Origin of the sequence: Methylobacterium sp. EM32 (genome assembly GCF_040593685.1) — a bacterium.
Taxonomy (GTDB): domain Bacteria; phylum Pseudomonadota; class Alphaproteobacteria; order Rhizobiales; family Beijerinckiaceae; genus Methylobacterium.
Genome location: NZ_JBEXZS010000246.1, coordinates 16533 through 28804, shown reverse-complemented (window position 1 = coordinate 28804; position 12272 = coordinate 16533). Strand labels below are relative to the sequence as shown.

Sequence of the window (12272 nt, the reverse complement as noted above, 5' to 3'; positions counted from 1 at the left end):
TGAGGAGATTCGGCGGGGGAGGGAGGGTGTAAGGCGTCCCTCATACCAGAGCGGATGCGGCAGTCCTGTGGCGCCGGTGTCACGGCTGTGGCCCGGTCAGACCGTCTCGTAGAACAGGACCCGTCCCTCGGGCCGCAACTGCTGCAAGCAGTCGAAGTCGACGACGTTCGCGGTGAGCAGGGCGCAGCCGAGACGGCGCGCCTGAAAGAACAGCGTGCAATCGTGCAGCGCCTTCATGCGCCTGTCCTTGGCGTAGCCCTGGAGGCGGCACAGGAGGCCGGCATAGATTGCGGCGTCGGTCATCACGTCCTGGGCGGGCAAGTGCAGGCGGTGCGAGGGAATCCCGTCGAGGATTCTGCGGATGGCCGCGACATTCGCCTTCGTGCGGGAATCGGCGGGATCGAGGACGCCGATGGCATGCAGCATCTCCTGGACGGCAACGATGCTGTGATGGATCTGGCGCAAGCCCAGAAGGGCATCTAGCGGGAGCGGCGTCCGGCCCTTGAGCTGGTGGATATAGACCCCGGTATCGAGCAGCAGCGGCCCGCCAGCCGACAGCGCGTCCTCGACGAAGGCGAGTTCGCTCCGTGGCCGCGGCGAGAGCCGCGCGAGGTCGAGGCGCGAACAGACCTTCTCCGCGTGCTTCGAGAGCAGGGACACGCTCAGAAGCCGATATCGAGGTCCGGATCGAGCGTGCCGCGTGCCTCGGCGAAGACTGTCGCGAAGTCGTCATCGACCGCGACGTTGGCGAGGGCGAAGGCCAGGAGATCGGTGGTCGATCCGATTCCGGTCCGCCGCCTGGCCTGCTCCAACAGTTTGACGGGAAGCCGCGCACCGACCTGATGAGTCTCCGCGCCCAGGAGGCCCATCTCCGCGGCCCGGTCCATCACCCCGGGAACCATCGCGGCGACCTGCGCCTCAGAAGCCTCCTTGAGGGGAAGCCCGTTCGTCGCGCCCACAGGATCACGAGTCGGCACCGGCACCATGGCGTTCACCGTGTTCGTAAAACAAAATATCGCTTTTGTTCAACATACGGGCGAACGGCCATATCCGCAACGCGCGCCGCTACCGGTCGCGCGACCCGCACCCCCCTCACGATTCCGGATCGGCCCGCGTCGAGAACCGGTCGCGGGCGGTGAAGCGGTCGGCCGGCAGGCCGGAGGGCAGGGTGCCGCGGTAGATCTCGCGCGAGAGGAACGAGCGCTCGATCTCGATCTGCTCCTCGTCGAGGTCGACGTACCAGCAGCGGCGCCGGGGCGACCAGCGGTAGTTGCGGTCCTTGAGCCGGTCCTTGAGGGCGATCGGCGCGTCGGAGGCCCAGAGCCGCACGGTCGGCCGGCGCGCCGCCTCGAGGAGGGCGGCGAGCGCCAGGCGCCCCGAGGCGCGCAAGGGCCGGGCGAGGATTGCCAGCAGCGCCTCGCAATCGTCGATCGCCCGGTGTCCGTTGTGGAAATGGCCGTGATCGGCGAGCAGGTGGCCGAGCCGCATGCCCTCGTGCCCTTCGTTCCGCCACGGGATCTGGTGGCAGGAACAGGCCCAGTTGCGCGAGACGAAGATCGGCCAGCGCCGCTCGCACATCTGCCGGTCGAAGCGGGCATTGTGAGCGATGACGACGCGGGCCTCGGCGGCGAGCGCCGCCACTGCCGCGTCGTCGATGCGCTGGCCGGCGACGTCGGCATCGGTGATGCCGGTGAGGCGCACCACCGCCTCGGGGATCGGGCCGGAGGGCTGGTGGAGCTGGTTGAACCGCTCCAGCACCCGGTAGATCCGGCCGCTCGCCCCGTACTCGAACTTGATGATGCCAAGCTCGATGACCTCGTCCGCCGTGACGTCGATGCCGGTGGTCTCGGTGTCGAGGATCAGCCCGACGAAGGTCGGCTCGTCCGGCGTCTCGTCCGGCGGCACGAAGGAGCCGAGACGGCGCAGCACCCGGTACTCGCCGGTGCGCTCCAGGATGGCGGCGATGTCGTCGAGCGCGTCGGTCAAGCGGCGTCTCACCCTGGCCTGAACGGCCGCGCGGCGGCGGCGCGTGTCGTTGCTTGCAAGCCGGATTAAACCCGGGCCCGCCGCCGGGCCAAGAGCCCCGGCGCCACGCTCCACCGTATTTGCATCCGGCAAACGAACCGTCGCCGGCGCCGTGGCGAGGGTCCCGCCACGCGAAAAAATGCCCCGCTGCCGTGCGGCAGCGGGGCAGTCGAGGAGATCCGAGAGACGAGCACCGGCAGGGGGAGAGGGGAGGGCCGGCGGGTGTGACGGGCCGCCTCCTGCCGCCCGATCGAGGGTCCAACCTCCCGCCGCTGGCCGGGTTTCGGGGGGCGGCGCCGGAAACGCGTCCGGAGTAAACCTGTGGCAAGACGCGGCCGGAATCCTGCGCGGAATTCGGCAGCAAGCGCCGGGATGCGCAAGCGGGCCGAGCGGAGCGAGGATGGCGCCATCGCCAGACAGGAAGGCAGACCTCATGCGCAACCCGGAGACCGACCTCGCGGCCTCGAGCGCGAATTCGGGCGCGGCCTCGGGCCGCGTCCCGTTCCTCGACGACGCGGCGCGCTTCGCCGCCATCGCCCGCCGCGACCGGGCGGCGGACGGCCTCTTCGTCTACGCGGTGCGCAGCACCGGCGTGTATTGCCGGCCGAGTTGCGCCGCCCGCCCGGCCCGGCCGGAAAACGTCAGCTTCCACCCGACCTGCGCGGCGGCGGAACGCGCGGGCTTCCGGGCCTGCCGGCGCTGCCGGCCGAACGAGGCGAGCCTGGCCGAGCGCCAGGCCGAGGCGGTGGCCCAGGCCTGCCGGCTGATCGAGGCGGCGGAGGCGCCGCCGCCGCTCGCCCACCTCGCGGCGGCGGCGGCTCTGAGCCCCTACCATTTCCACCGGGTGTTCAAGCAGGTCACCGGGGTGACGCCGCGGGCCTACGGCGCGGCGCACCGCGCGGCGCGGGCGGCGGAGGGGCTGCGGCAGGGCGGAACGGTGACCGCGGCGATCTTCGAGGCCGGCTACGGCGCGGCGAGCCGGTTCTACGCCGCCGCGCCAGAGCGCCTCGGCATGACGCCCACAGCCTATCGCCGGGGCGGGGAGGGCGCGGCGATCCGCTTCGCGGTCGGCGCCTGCTCGCTCGGCCACGTCCTGGTGGCGGCGACGGAGACCGGCGTGTGCGCGATCCTCCTGGGCGACGATCCCGACGCCCTGCTGCGCGACCTCCAGGATCGCTTCCCGAAGGCGGCCTTGACCGGGGGCGACCGGGAGTTCGAGGCGGTGGTGGCGCAGGCCGTCGGCCTCGTCGAGGCGCCCGGACAAGGCATGGCCCTGCCGCTCGACATCGGCGGCACCGCCTTCCAGCAGCGGGTGTGGCAGGCCCTGCGGGCGATCCCGCCGGGGCACACCGCAACCTACGCGGAGGTCGCCCAGGCGATCGGCGCGCCCGCGGCAGCCCGGGCGGTGGCGCTCGCCTGCGGCGCCAATCCGATCGCGGTGGCGATTCCCTGCCACCGGGTGGTGCGGCAGGACGGCAGCCTCTCGGGCTACCGCTGGGGCGTCGACCGCAAGCAGGCGCTCCTCGACCGGGAGCGGGGGGACCGGACCTGATTGCGGACCGCTCCCCGGACGCCGCCTCGACGTTCCGCCCGGACGGCCCGCGATGCGGAACGGCTCAGGCGGCGGCCTCAGCCTTCCTTTGAGGAACACGGGACGGAATTTGCGCCGGCGACGGATCGACGGGCCAAGACGGGCGTTCTGTGACTGACCCCTTCCGCAAAGGTTGTGGCCGGGGTCGAGGGGACCATCCACCGCGCGAGCCTCCCCGCCTGGAGCGCCCAACCCATGTCGTGCCGCCACAACGCCGTTGCTCCCCTGCCGCACATGATCGCGACGGCGCCCTCGCACCTGCGCAAGTGGCGCCGCTTCCCGCGGACGTTGCCGCCGGCAGCCAACGACAATGTGCGCCGGGGCAGCGCCGCCGAGGCCGGGCTGTGGGCCGCGGCGCTCGGCGCTACCGCCACGATGGTGGCGGTGCTGCTCGTCGGGATGATGGTGTGAGGCGCGGTACGATGCGCCCGGCTCAGCGGCCGGTCTTCTGCCGCCAGGCCGCGAAATCGGCCTTGGCCTGCTCGTCGATCAGCGGATAGAGGCCGATCACGGCGCGGCCGTTCTGGACCTCCTCCAGCACGAAATCCTCGAACACCGTCATCTCGGCCGCTTCCGCCGCGACCTCGTCGGCGATGTTCGCCGGGATCACGATGACGCCCTCGGCATCGCCCACCACCACGTCGCCGGGCCACACCGCGACGTCGCCGCAGCCGATCGGCACGTTGATGTCGAGGGCTTGGTGCAGGGTCAGGTTCGTCGGCGCGGAGGGGCGGTTGTGGTAGGCCGGGAAGGGCAGGGCGCCGATCTCGGGCGAATCGCGAAAGCCGCCATCGGTGACGACGCCCGCCGCGCCCCGTTTCATCAGACGCGTCACCAGGATCGCGCCGGCGGAGGCCGCGCGTGGGTTCTTGCGGCTGTCCATCACCAGCACCGCGCCCTCGGGGCACTGGTCGACGGCGACGCGCTGCGGGTGGGCGGGATCGCGGAACACCGCGAGCGTGTTCAGGTCCTCGCGGGCCGGGATGTAGCGCAGGGTGTAGGCCTCGCCGACCATCGTCCCGGCATTCGGGTTGAGGGGGCGCACGTCCTGGATGAACTGGTTGCGCAGGCCGCGCTTGTACAGGGCGGTGGCCAGGGTCGCGGTGCTGACGGTCTTCAGCGTCGCGCGGGTCTCGGGGCTCAGGGGCATCGTTGCTCTCCGGTCGGGGGCGCGGCCGGGGAACGATCCGGGAAGTCCGGCCGTCGCGGGCCGTGCCGCCCGCGTCCGCTCCTCCCCACCGCACCGGACGGCTTCGCCGCTCCGCGGCCACCCGGGGGCGGCCTGTTGACCGGCGCATTGAAGCACTAATGTTTTAGTACATCAACTAGGACGGTGCAGGATGTGGCGTGGATGAGCCCTCCCCCGCAAAGGGGGGAGGGTTCTGTCCGCACCTCACTTCTTGCGCGGCGCCGGCGGCGGGGGAGCCGAGGGCTCGTCGCCGCCCTCGTCGGCCTCGCCGCCGCCGATGGTGGATTTCAGCGCGAAGGCGACGAGGGGGCTCGCGACATCGACGACCTCGGCCTTGGTCAGGCCGTCCTTCGGGTCGTAGGTGCCGACCAGCATCACGGTGCGGTTCTCGGTCTTGGCGAGGTCGAGCCCGTCGCCGGCGACCGCCATCGGCTTGCCGGCGATCTCGTCGGCCTTGCGGTCGTTGGTGAACAGCACCGTGACCTTGCCGCCCTTGACCACGCCGACGTAGCAGGTCTCCTCCGGCGTGCGGCAGGGGAAGAGCATCGCGGCGGCCGGGTCGGGCTGCGGCGCCTCTCTCTGTGGCGGAGGCGCCTTCGGGCCCTTCGGGGCCGGCTGGGCGGCAGCCGGGGTCGCGGCGGTGAGCGCGAGCAGCGTGAGGGCGAGCGCAGGGCGCATGGTCTCGGTCTCCAGAAAATTGCCCTTTCGGAAGGCGCCAAGTGGCGCGGATTCCAGGGACGTTCAAGGCTCGGGGCGTTCAAGGCTCGGGACGGCTCACGCCTGCGAGAGAGGCGTCGAGGTCGGCCGCCGTGACGAGATCCCGCGTGTAGGCCTCGCGCGGGCGCTCCAGCACGGCGGCGGTCGGGCCGCGCTCGACCTCGCGGCCGTGGCGCAGCACCAGCACCGTGTCGGCGAGCGCCCGGACCACCGCAAGGTCGTGCGAGATGAACAGGTAGGCGAGGCCGTGCGCCGCCTGAAGGTCGCGCAGCAGGGCGACAATTTCGCGCTGCACCGTGCGGTCGAGGGCCGAGGTCGGCTCGTCGAGGACGACGAGGCGCGGGCGCAAGACCAGCGCCCGGGCGATGGCGATGCGCTGGCGCTGCCCGCCCGAGAAGGCGTGCGGGAAGCGGTGGCGCCAGGCCGGATCGAGGCGCACCTCGGCGAAGGCCGCCGCCGCCCGGGCGTCGCGCTCCGCGGCACTCAAGCCCGGCTCATGGACCCGCAGGCCTTCCGCGACGATCTCCCCGGCGGTGAGGCGGGGCGAGAGCGAGCCCATCGGGTCCTGGAACACCGGCTGGAAGCCGCGGCGCAGGGGCCGCAAGGCGGCCCGGTCGAGCGCCGTCAGGTCGCGGTCCTCGAACCGCACCAGGCCGTGGGCGGCGGGTTCGAGGCGGATCAGCGCCCGGCCGAGGCTCGACTTGCCCGAGCCCGATTCGCCGACCACGCCGAGGGTCTGGCCGGCCCGCAGGGTGAGATCGATGCCGGAGACGGCGAGGCGCGGCGCCTCCGCCCGCAGGAATAACCGCCTTCCCGGATAGGCGACCGCCACGCCCCGCGCCTCCAGCACCACCGGGGCCGTGTCGGGCACCAAGGCCTTCTGGCCGGCGGGCTCGGCGCCGAGGAGGTCGCGGGTCTCAGGCGCCTGCGGCGCGCGAAACAGCTCCGCCGTCGGCCCGGCCTCGACGAGGCGGCCGGCGCGCAGGACCGCGGTGCGCTCGGCGATGCGGCGCACCAGCCGCAGGTCGTGGGTGATGAACAGGAGCGCGAGGCCGAGGCGTGCTTTGAGGTCGGCGAGCAGCGCCAGGATCTGCGCCTGCACGGTGACGTCGAGGGCCGTGGTCGGCTCGTCGGCGATGAGGAGGTCGGGTTCGCCGGCGAGCGCCATCGCGATCATCACCCGCTGGCGCTCGCCGCCCGAGAGTTCGTGCGGATAGGCCGTGAGGCGCGAGCCCGCGTCGCGCAGGCCCACGAGGTCGAGGAGGTCCCGCGCCCGCCCGTCCGCCGCGCGCCGGCCCATGCCGCGATGGGCCCGCAGGGGCAGGGCGATCTGGTGGCCGATCGAGAAGAGCGGGTCGAGGGCGGTCATCGGCTCCTGGAACACCAGGCCGATGCGGGCGCCGCGGATCCGGTCGAGGGCGGGGCGAGGAAGCGTCGTCAGCTCGGTCCCGTCGAAGCGCACGGAGCCCGACACCCGCGCCTGCGGCGGCAGGAGGCCCATCACGGCGAGCGCGACCTGGCTCTTGCCCGAGCCCGACTCGCCGACGAGGGCCAGGGTCTCGCCCCGCGCGAGGTCGAGGTCGAGGCCGTCGAGCGCGGTGACGCCGGAACCGGGATAGCGCACGGTCAGGCCGCGCAGGGACAGGAGGTTCGCGTTCATGCGCCCTCCCGCGGGTCGAGGGCGTCGCGCAGGCGCTCGCCGAGCAGCGTCAGGGCGACGAGGGTGACGACCAGGAACCCGGCCGGCACCACCAGCATCCACGGCGCGGTCTCGAGGCTGCGGGCGCCGTCGGCGATCAGCACGCCCCAGCTCGTCGCCGGCTCCTGCACGCCGAGGCCGAGGAAGGACAGGAAGCTCTCGAGCAGGATCACCCGGGGCACCATCAGGGCCGCGAAGGCGACGACAGGCCCGAGCAGGTTCGGCACCACGTGCCGGCGCAGGATCGCCGCCGTCGAGAGGCCCAGCGCCTCCGCCGCCCGGACGTAGTCGCGCCGGCGGATCGCCTGCGCCTCGGCCCGGACGATGCGCGCCATGTCGAGCCACTCGACGGCGCCGACCGCGACGAAGATCAGCGCCACCGAGCGGCCGAAGAACACCACCAGCATGATGACGAAGAACACGAAGGGCAGCGAGTACAGGATGTCGACGAGGCGCATCATCGCCGCGTCGACCCGTCCGCCGACGGTGCCGGCGAGCGCGCCGTAGACGACGCCGATGCCGAGCGCCACCGCACTCGCCATCAGGCCGAGCGCCAGGGACAGTCGCCCGGCGACGAGGGTGCGGGTGAGGAGGTCGCGGCCCAGCGCATCGGTGCCGGCGAGGAAGCGAAGCGAGCGCAACGGGGCGCCCACGGTGAGCCGCTGACCGTCCTCGGAGCGGGCGAGGATGCGGGTCTCCCCGAACGTGTCGGAGCGGGAGAAGAAGGTCAGCACCCGCGGGTCCACCGGCTTGTCGGAGGCGAGCGTCAGGCGGACCGACCCGGGAGCCACCGACACGTCCTCGGCCCGGACCCGCATGCGGAAGGCGAGCCGGTCGAGGGCCGGGCGCACGGAATCCGGCTTCGGGTAGAGCGCGAGCGAGGGCGGGGTGCCGGGATAATCGTAGTAGAGCCGGTCGTAGGGGTGGCCGGTGAGGAACGGGCCTAGGGTACAGGCGAGGGCGACGAGGAGCAGCAGAGCCGCGCTCGCCCGCGCCAGGCGATCGCCGACGAGGCGCCTTCGGGCGCGAGCGAGGAGCGAGGCCTCGGCGAAGGCCGGGCCGGCACTCACCCGAAATCCCTCAGGCGGGGGTCGATGAGGGCGCAGGCGAGGTCCGACAGGAGGTTGAGCACGAGGACGAACACCGCGATCAGCACCACCGTGCCGAGCACCAGCGTGTAGTCGCGGTTGATCGCCCCATCGACGAAGTAGCGCCCGACTCCCGGCAGGCCGAACACCGTCTCGACCACCACCGACCCGGTGAGCAGGCCCGCGGCGGCCGGACCGAGATACGACACCACCGGCAGGGCCGCGCCGCGCAACGCATGGAGCGCCAGGACACGCGGCGGCAGGCCGAGGGCCCGCAGGGTGCGCCAGTGCGGCCGGTCGAACACCTCGACGAGGCCGGCCCGGGCGAGGCGGGCCACCACCGCGACCTGCGGCAGCGCCAGGGTGACGACCGGCAGGACGAGGTGTCTGGGAGCGCCGTCGTCCCAGCCGCCGACGGGGAGCCAGCGGAGCGACAGCCCGAAGGCGATCTGGAGCAAGGGCGCCACCACGAAGCCCGGCACGGTCAGGGCGAAGGTGCCGAGCGTCGTGACCGCGTGATCGAGCCACGAGCCCCGCCGCAGGGCCGCGAGGCCGCCCAGCAGCGTGCCGAGGACGAGGGAGACGACGAGCGCCAGGCCGCCCAGGGTCATCGAGACCGGCAGGCCGCGGGCGAACAGCTCCGCCACCGAGAGGTCCCGCACCGAGAAGGACGGCCCGAGATCGCCCCGCGCCAGGGCCGCGAGGTAGCGGCCGTACTGGACGAGGAGCGGCTGGTCGAGGCCGTAGACCCGCCGCAGATTCTCCATCGCGGCGGCCGGCAGCGGCCGCTCAAGGTCGAAGGGCCCGCCGGGCGCGAGCCGCACCAGGAAGAACGACAGGGTGACGACGAGGAACAGCGTCGGGACCGCCTGGGCGAGGCGGCGCAGGACGTAAGGAATCATGCCAGCGACAGCCAGCGCGTCGGCGAGACGCCGCGCAGGTTCGGCACGAAGCCGCGCAGGCGCGGCCCGATCAGGTGCTTGTGCCGGTAATGCAGCAGCGGGATCCAAGGCAGGTCGGCGAGGAAGAGCTCTTCGGCCCGGTAGAGGATCCGAGCCCGGGCTTCGAGGTCGGTCTCGCGGGCGGCGTCGCGCATCAGGGCGTCGTAGGCCGGATTGGCGTAGCGGCCGGAATTGAAGCCGTCATTGTCGCTCTCGACCAGGAACAGGAAGTTCTGCGGGTCGGCGTAGTCGGCGAGCCAGCTCATCCGCGCGATGTCGAACGGCCCGCCGTCGCGCAGGTAGGCGAAATGGGTCTTGGCGTCGGTGGCGGCGAACGCGGTCGCGACGTTGAGCGGGCGCCATAGATCGGCGATCGCCACCATGGTGTTCCGGTTGTTGTCGGTGATGTTGTAGCGTAGCTCGACCGCGAGCGGTTTTCCGCCCGGGCCGTAGCCGGCCTCGCGCAGGAGCGCCACCGCCGCATCCTCGCGCTCCAGCGGCGAGAGATCCCGGCCCGGCATCACCGGCGGCGGCAGCGCGTTGTCGAGCCCGGCGGGGGTGAGGGAATAGGCCGGCAGCATCGTGTCGCCCCACACCGTCTCGGCCAGGAACTCGCGGTCGAGGGCGAGGGAGAGGGCGCGGCGCACCCGTGCATCGTCGAGGGGGCGCTTCCTCACGTTCACCATCAGCGCCAGCACGCCGAGGGCGGGGTTGAGCACCACGGCCTCGCCGAAGCGCGACTTGAGGGACTTCACCTGATCGGCGGGCAGATCCTCCAGCGAATCGATCTCGCCGGCGGCGAAGCGGCGCACCGCGGCCGCGAGGTCCGGGGTCGGGATGTACTCGACCTGGGGAATCGCGACCTGGCCGGCCTCGCGGTAATGCGGGTTGCGGATCGCCGTGATGCGGTCGTTGGGCGAGAAATCCTTGAGGCGATAGGCGCCGTTCGACACGAGGTTGCCGGGCCGGGTGAAGGCCTCGCCGAAGCGGGCGAGCGAGGGCCTGTGGACGGGCGTGCTCGCCTGGTGGGCCATCAGCTCGACGAAGTAGGGCGTCGGCTGCGCGAGCTGGATCTCCACCGTGCCGGGGTCCGGCGCGGCGACTCCGACGGCATCGACCGGCATCGCCCCGCGGTTGACCGCGTCGGCATTGCGGATCGGCGCCAGCACGCTGGCGTATTTCGCCCCCGTCGCCGGGTCGAGCATGCGGCGAAAGCCGTGGACGAAATCATCGGCGACGACCGGGTCGCCGTTCGACCAGCGCCCGTCGGGCCGCAATCGGAAGGTCCAGGTCAGGCCGTCGGCGGAGGTGGTCCAGTTCTCGGCCGCGCCCGGCATCAGAGCGCCGTCGGAGCCGTAGGCGCTCAGGCCCTCGTAGAGGTCGAGGAGGATCGTCGCCTCGGCGACCGTCGAGGTCTTGTGCGGGTCGAGGGTCTCGGGATCGGCGCCGTTGCCCCGCCGGTAGGCGGCCGGCCCGGCGGCTTGAGGACCGGCGGCTTGGGGATCGGCAGCTTGGGCCGGGCGCACCAGGCCCGCGGCGCCGAGACCCGCCAGAAGATCGCGGCGCCGCATCGTGCGCCTCAGGCGCCGGTCTCGGCCTGGAGCCCGGCGGCCGCGATGCCGGCCAATGCCGCCTTCTCGTCGTTGTCGGAGGTGTCGCCCGAGATGCCGACGGCGCCGACGAGCTTGCCGTCGCGCTTGATCAGCACGCCGCCCGGCACCGGGATCAGGCCGGCCGGGCCCGCCACGTGCGTCACCGCGGCGACGAAATAGGCCTGCTCTTCAGCCCGCTTGGCGATGGCGCGCGAGCCGATGCCGAGCGCCAGCGCGCCGTTGGCCTTGCCGGTGGCGATCTCGGACCGCTTCAGGCTGGTGCCGTCCTCGACCCCGGCCGCCTTGAGGGCGCCGCGGGCATCCAGCACCACGACGGCCAGAGGCTTGAGCCCGAGCTCGCGGCCGGCCTTCAGGGCGGCGGTCACGATCGTCGAGGCGGCGTCGAGGGTGAGGTCGGACATGGCTTCTCTGAACTCCGGGTCGCGGTCATGGATCCTCGGGGCTTACCCTGCCGGGCCGGGCGACGCCAGCGGGGGCCCGGAGCTCCGCGTTGCCGCACCGAAACCGCCGTGATACCGGCCCGCGCACCACCGGTGCCCGAGGGGACATGAAGGACCGCGACCCCGCTGCCGCGGGCCTCTCCGAGGGCCTGCACCTCACCCACACGATCGACGTGCCCGGCCACGGGACCCTGGCCGGTGAGATCGATCTGCGGGACGATTTTCCTGCCTGCCTCGGCCACGTGCCGCTCGGCGGCAAGCGGGTGCTCGACGCCTGCGCGCAGAGCGGATTCACCAGTTTCGCGATGGAGGCGCTCGGCGCCGAGGTGGTGTCCTACGACAGGGCCGAGGGCCGGCACTGGGACCTGGTGCCGTTCTGCGACAGCCTGCCCGCTTCACATCTCGGGCCACTCCTCGACGCGCACCAGATCCGGATCGCCCGGGCCTACCGGGTCTGCCACGCGGCGCTCGGCTCCCGGACCGAGCGAGTCGAGGGCGATCTCTACGCTATTCCCGAGACGATCGGCCCCGTCGATCTCGCCCTGGTCGGGGCGCTTGCGCAGATCCGCGACCCGTTCCGGGCGCTGCACAATACGCTCCGCCTCGTCCAGGAGACCGCCATCGTCACCGGCACGCTGCCGCGCCGGCCGTGGTTCGATCCCGCCCGGCTCGTCGAGGCACGGAATGGGCCGTTCTGGCGCGAGCGCCTGGCCGACCGGCGCGCCGACGCGCCCCTGACCTTCCTGCCCCGGACCGGCGAGGGCAATCCGTTCGCGGCCTGGTGGCGGATCCCGCCGCGGACGATCGTGCGTTGGCTTTACGTCATCGGCTTCGGCGAGACGCGGATCGCGTATCACCGCCGCCCGCTCGGCGGCCGGATGCGCACGCTCTACACGGTGATCGGCCGCCGGACGCGGGCGAACCACGCCGCGCTCTGAGCGGCTCTCGGGATCCGGCGGCACCGGGGAA

13 protein-coding genes are annotated in these 12272 nt (G+C 72.6%); 3 read left to right on the top strand and 10 right to left on the bottom strand.

All coding sequences use genetic code 11. From position 1 onward, the window contains the following. Positions 1-96: 96 nt before the first annotated feature. From ABZT49_RS31070 to ABZT49_RS31060, 3 genes are all read right to left on the bottom strand, one after another. Positions 97-660 carry a DNA-binding protein gene (locus tag ABZT49_RS31070; RefSeq protein WP_355292041.1) on the bottom strand — a complete coding sequence of 188 codons (564 nt, stop codon included), beginning with the start codon at positions 658-660 and terminating at the stop codon, positions 97-99. A gap of 2 nt (positions 661-662) precedes the next feature. Further along, entirely contained in the window at positions 663-995 is a 333-nt protein-coding gene (locus ABZT49_RS31065; RefSeq protein WP_407943604.1) for a hypothetical protein, read from the bottom strand. A 97-nt stretch (positions 996-1092) separates the two neighbouring features. After that, the gene (locus ABZT49_RS31060; RefSeq protein WP_355292039.1) at positions 1093-1986 is read right to left on the bottom strand and encodes a 3'-5' exonuclease; all 894 of its coding nucleotides are present in this window, start codon (positions 1984-1986) and stop codon (positions 1093-1095) included. A 472-nt stretch (positions 1987-2458) separates the two neighbouring features. On the opposite strand from ABZT49_RS31060, the gene ada reads away from it, so the two are divergent. Next, positions 2459-3577, top strand: coding sequence for a bifunctional DNA-binding transcriptional regulator/O6-methylguanine-DNA methyltransferase Ada (ada, locus tag ABZT49_RS31055; protein WP_355292037.1), 1119 nt, complete (start codon positions 2459-2461; stop codon positions 3575-3577). A 234-nt stretch (positions 3578-3811) separates the two neighbouring features. Continuing rightward, positions 3812-4027, top strand: coding sequence for a hypothetical protein (locus tag ABZT49_RS31050; protein WP_093566849.1), 216 nt, complete (start codon positions 3812-3814; stop codon positions 4025-4027). A 22-nt stretch (positions 4028-4049) separates the two neighbouring features. Here ABZT49_RS31050 and ABZT49_RS31045 read toward each other — a convergent pair whose 3' ends face one another. The 7 genes from ABZT49_RS31045 to ABZT49_RS31015 all read right to left on the bottom strand — a co-directional run bounded on the left by ABZT49_RS31045 (position 4050) and on the right by ABZT49_RS31015 (position 11264). After that, positions 4050-4766 (bottom strand): ribonuclease activity regulator RraA, encoded by a 717-nt coding sequence (locus ABZT49_RS31045; protein WP_355292035.1) that lies wholly within the window; start codon positions 4764-4766, stop codon positions 4050-4052. A gap of 243 nt (positions 4767-5009) precedes the next feature. Beyond that, entirely contained in the window at positions 5010-5483 is a 474-nt protein-coding gene (locus tag ABZT49_RS31040) for a hypothetical protein (RefSeq protein ID WP_355292033.1), read from the bottom strand. 79 nt (positions 5484-5562) lie between these two features. Beyond that, positions 5563-7182 carry a dipeptide ABC transporter ATP-binding protein gene (locus tag ABZT49_RS31035; protein ID WP_355292031.1) on the bottom strand — a complete coding sequence of 540 codons (1620 nt, stop codon included), beginning with the start codon at positions 7180-7182 and terminating at the stop codon, positions 5563-5565. Further along, positions 7179-8291 (bottom strand): ABC transporter permease subunit, encoded by a 1113-nt coding sequence (locus ABZT49_RS31030; RefSeq protein WP_355292030.1) that lies wholly within the window; start codon positions 8289-8291, stop codon positions 7179-7181. The genes ABZT49_RS31035 and ABZT49_RS31030 overlap by 4 nt, the downstream gene beginning before the upstream one ends. Next, positions 8288-9211, bottom strand: coding sequence for an ABC transporter permease subunit (locus ABZT49_RS31025; RefSeq protein WP_355292028.1), 924 nt, complete (start codon positions 9209-9211; stop codon positions 8288-8290). Before ABZT49_RS31025 ends, ABZT49_RS31030 begins: the two co-directional genes overlap by 4 nt. Continuing rightward, positions 9208-10821, bottom strand: coding sequence for a peptide ABC transporter substrate-binding protein (locus tag ABZT49_RS31020; protein WP_355292026.1), 1614 nt, complete (start codon positions 10819-10821; stop codon positions 9208-9210). The genes ABZT49_RS31025 and ABZT49_RS31020 overlap by 4 nt, the downstream gene beginning before the upstream one ends. Positions 10822-10829: 8 nt before the next feature. Then, positions 10830-11264 (bottom strand): heme-binding protein, encoded by a 435-nt coding sequence (locus tag ABZT49_RS31015; RefSeq protein WP_109974789.1) that lies wholly within the window; start codon positions 11262-11264, stop codon positions 10830-10832. Between the two features lie 146 nt (positions 11265-11410). Here ABZT49_RS31015 and ABZT49_RS31010 point away from each other — a divergent pair, with 146 nt between their 5' ends. Then, on the top strand, positions 11411-12241 hold the full coding sequence (locus tag ABZT49_RS31010; RefSeq protein WP_355292025.1) for a hypothetical protein: 831 nt from the start codon (positions 11411-11413) through the stop codon (positions 12239-12241). The last annotated feature ends 31 nt before the right edge of the window (positions 12242-12272 follow it).

Bases quoted from the DNA above. Each gene is read 5' to 3' on its own strand.
- ada (WP_355292037.1), top strand. From the start codon at position 2,459: ATGCGCAACCCGGAGACCGACCTCGCGGCCTCGAGCGCGAATTCGGGC.
- ABZT49_RS31040 (WP_355292033.1), bottom strand. From the start codon at position 5,483: ATGCGCCCTGCGCTCGCCCTCACGCTGCTCGCGCTCACCGCCGCGACC.
- ABZT49_RS31035 (WP_355292031.1), bottom strand. From the start codon at position 7,182: ATGAACGCGAACCTCCTGTCCCTGCGCGGCCTGACCGTGCGCTATCCC.
- ABZT49_RS31015 (WP_109974789.1), bottom strand. From the start codon at position 11,264: ATGTCCGACCTCACCCTCGACGCCGCCTCGACGATCGTGACCGCCGCC.
- ABZT49_RS31045 (WP_355292035.1), bottom strand. From the start codon at position 4,766: ATGCCCCTGAGCCCCGAGACCCGCGCGACGCTGAAGACCGTCAGCACC.
- ABZT49_RS31050 (WP_093566849.1), top strand. From the start codon at position 3,812: ATGTCGTGCCGCCACAACGCCGTTGCTCCCCTGCCGCACATGATCGCG.
- ABZT49_RS31025 (WP_355292028.1), bottom strand. From the start codon at position 9,211: ATGATTCCTTACGTCCTGCGCCGCCTCGCCCAGGCGGTCCCGACGCTG.
- ABZT49_RS31010 (WP_355292025.1), top strand. From the start codon at position 11,411: ATGAAGGACCGCGACCCCGCTGCCGCGGGCCTCTCCGAGGGCCTGCAC.
- ABZT49_RS31020 (WP_355292026.1), bottom strand. From the start codon at position 10,821: ATGCGGCGCCGCGATCTTCTGGCGGGTCTCGGCGCCGCGGGCCTGGTG.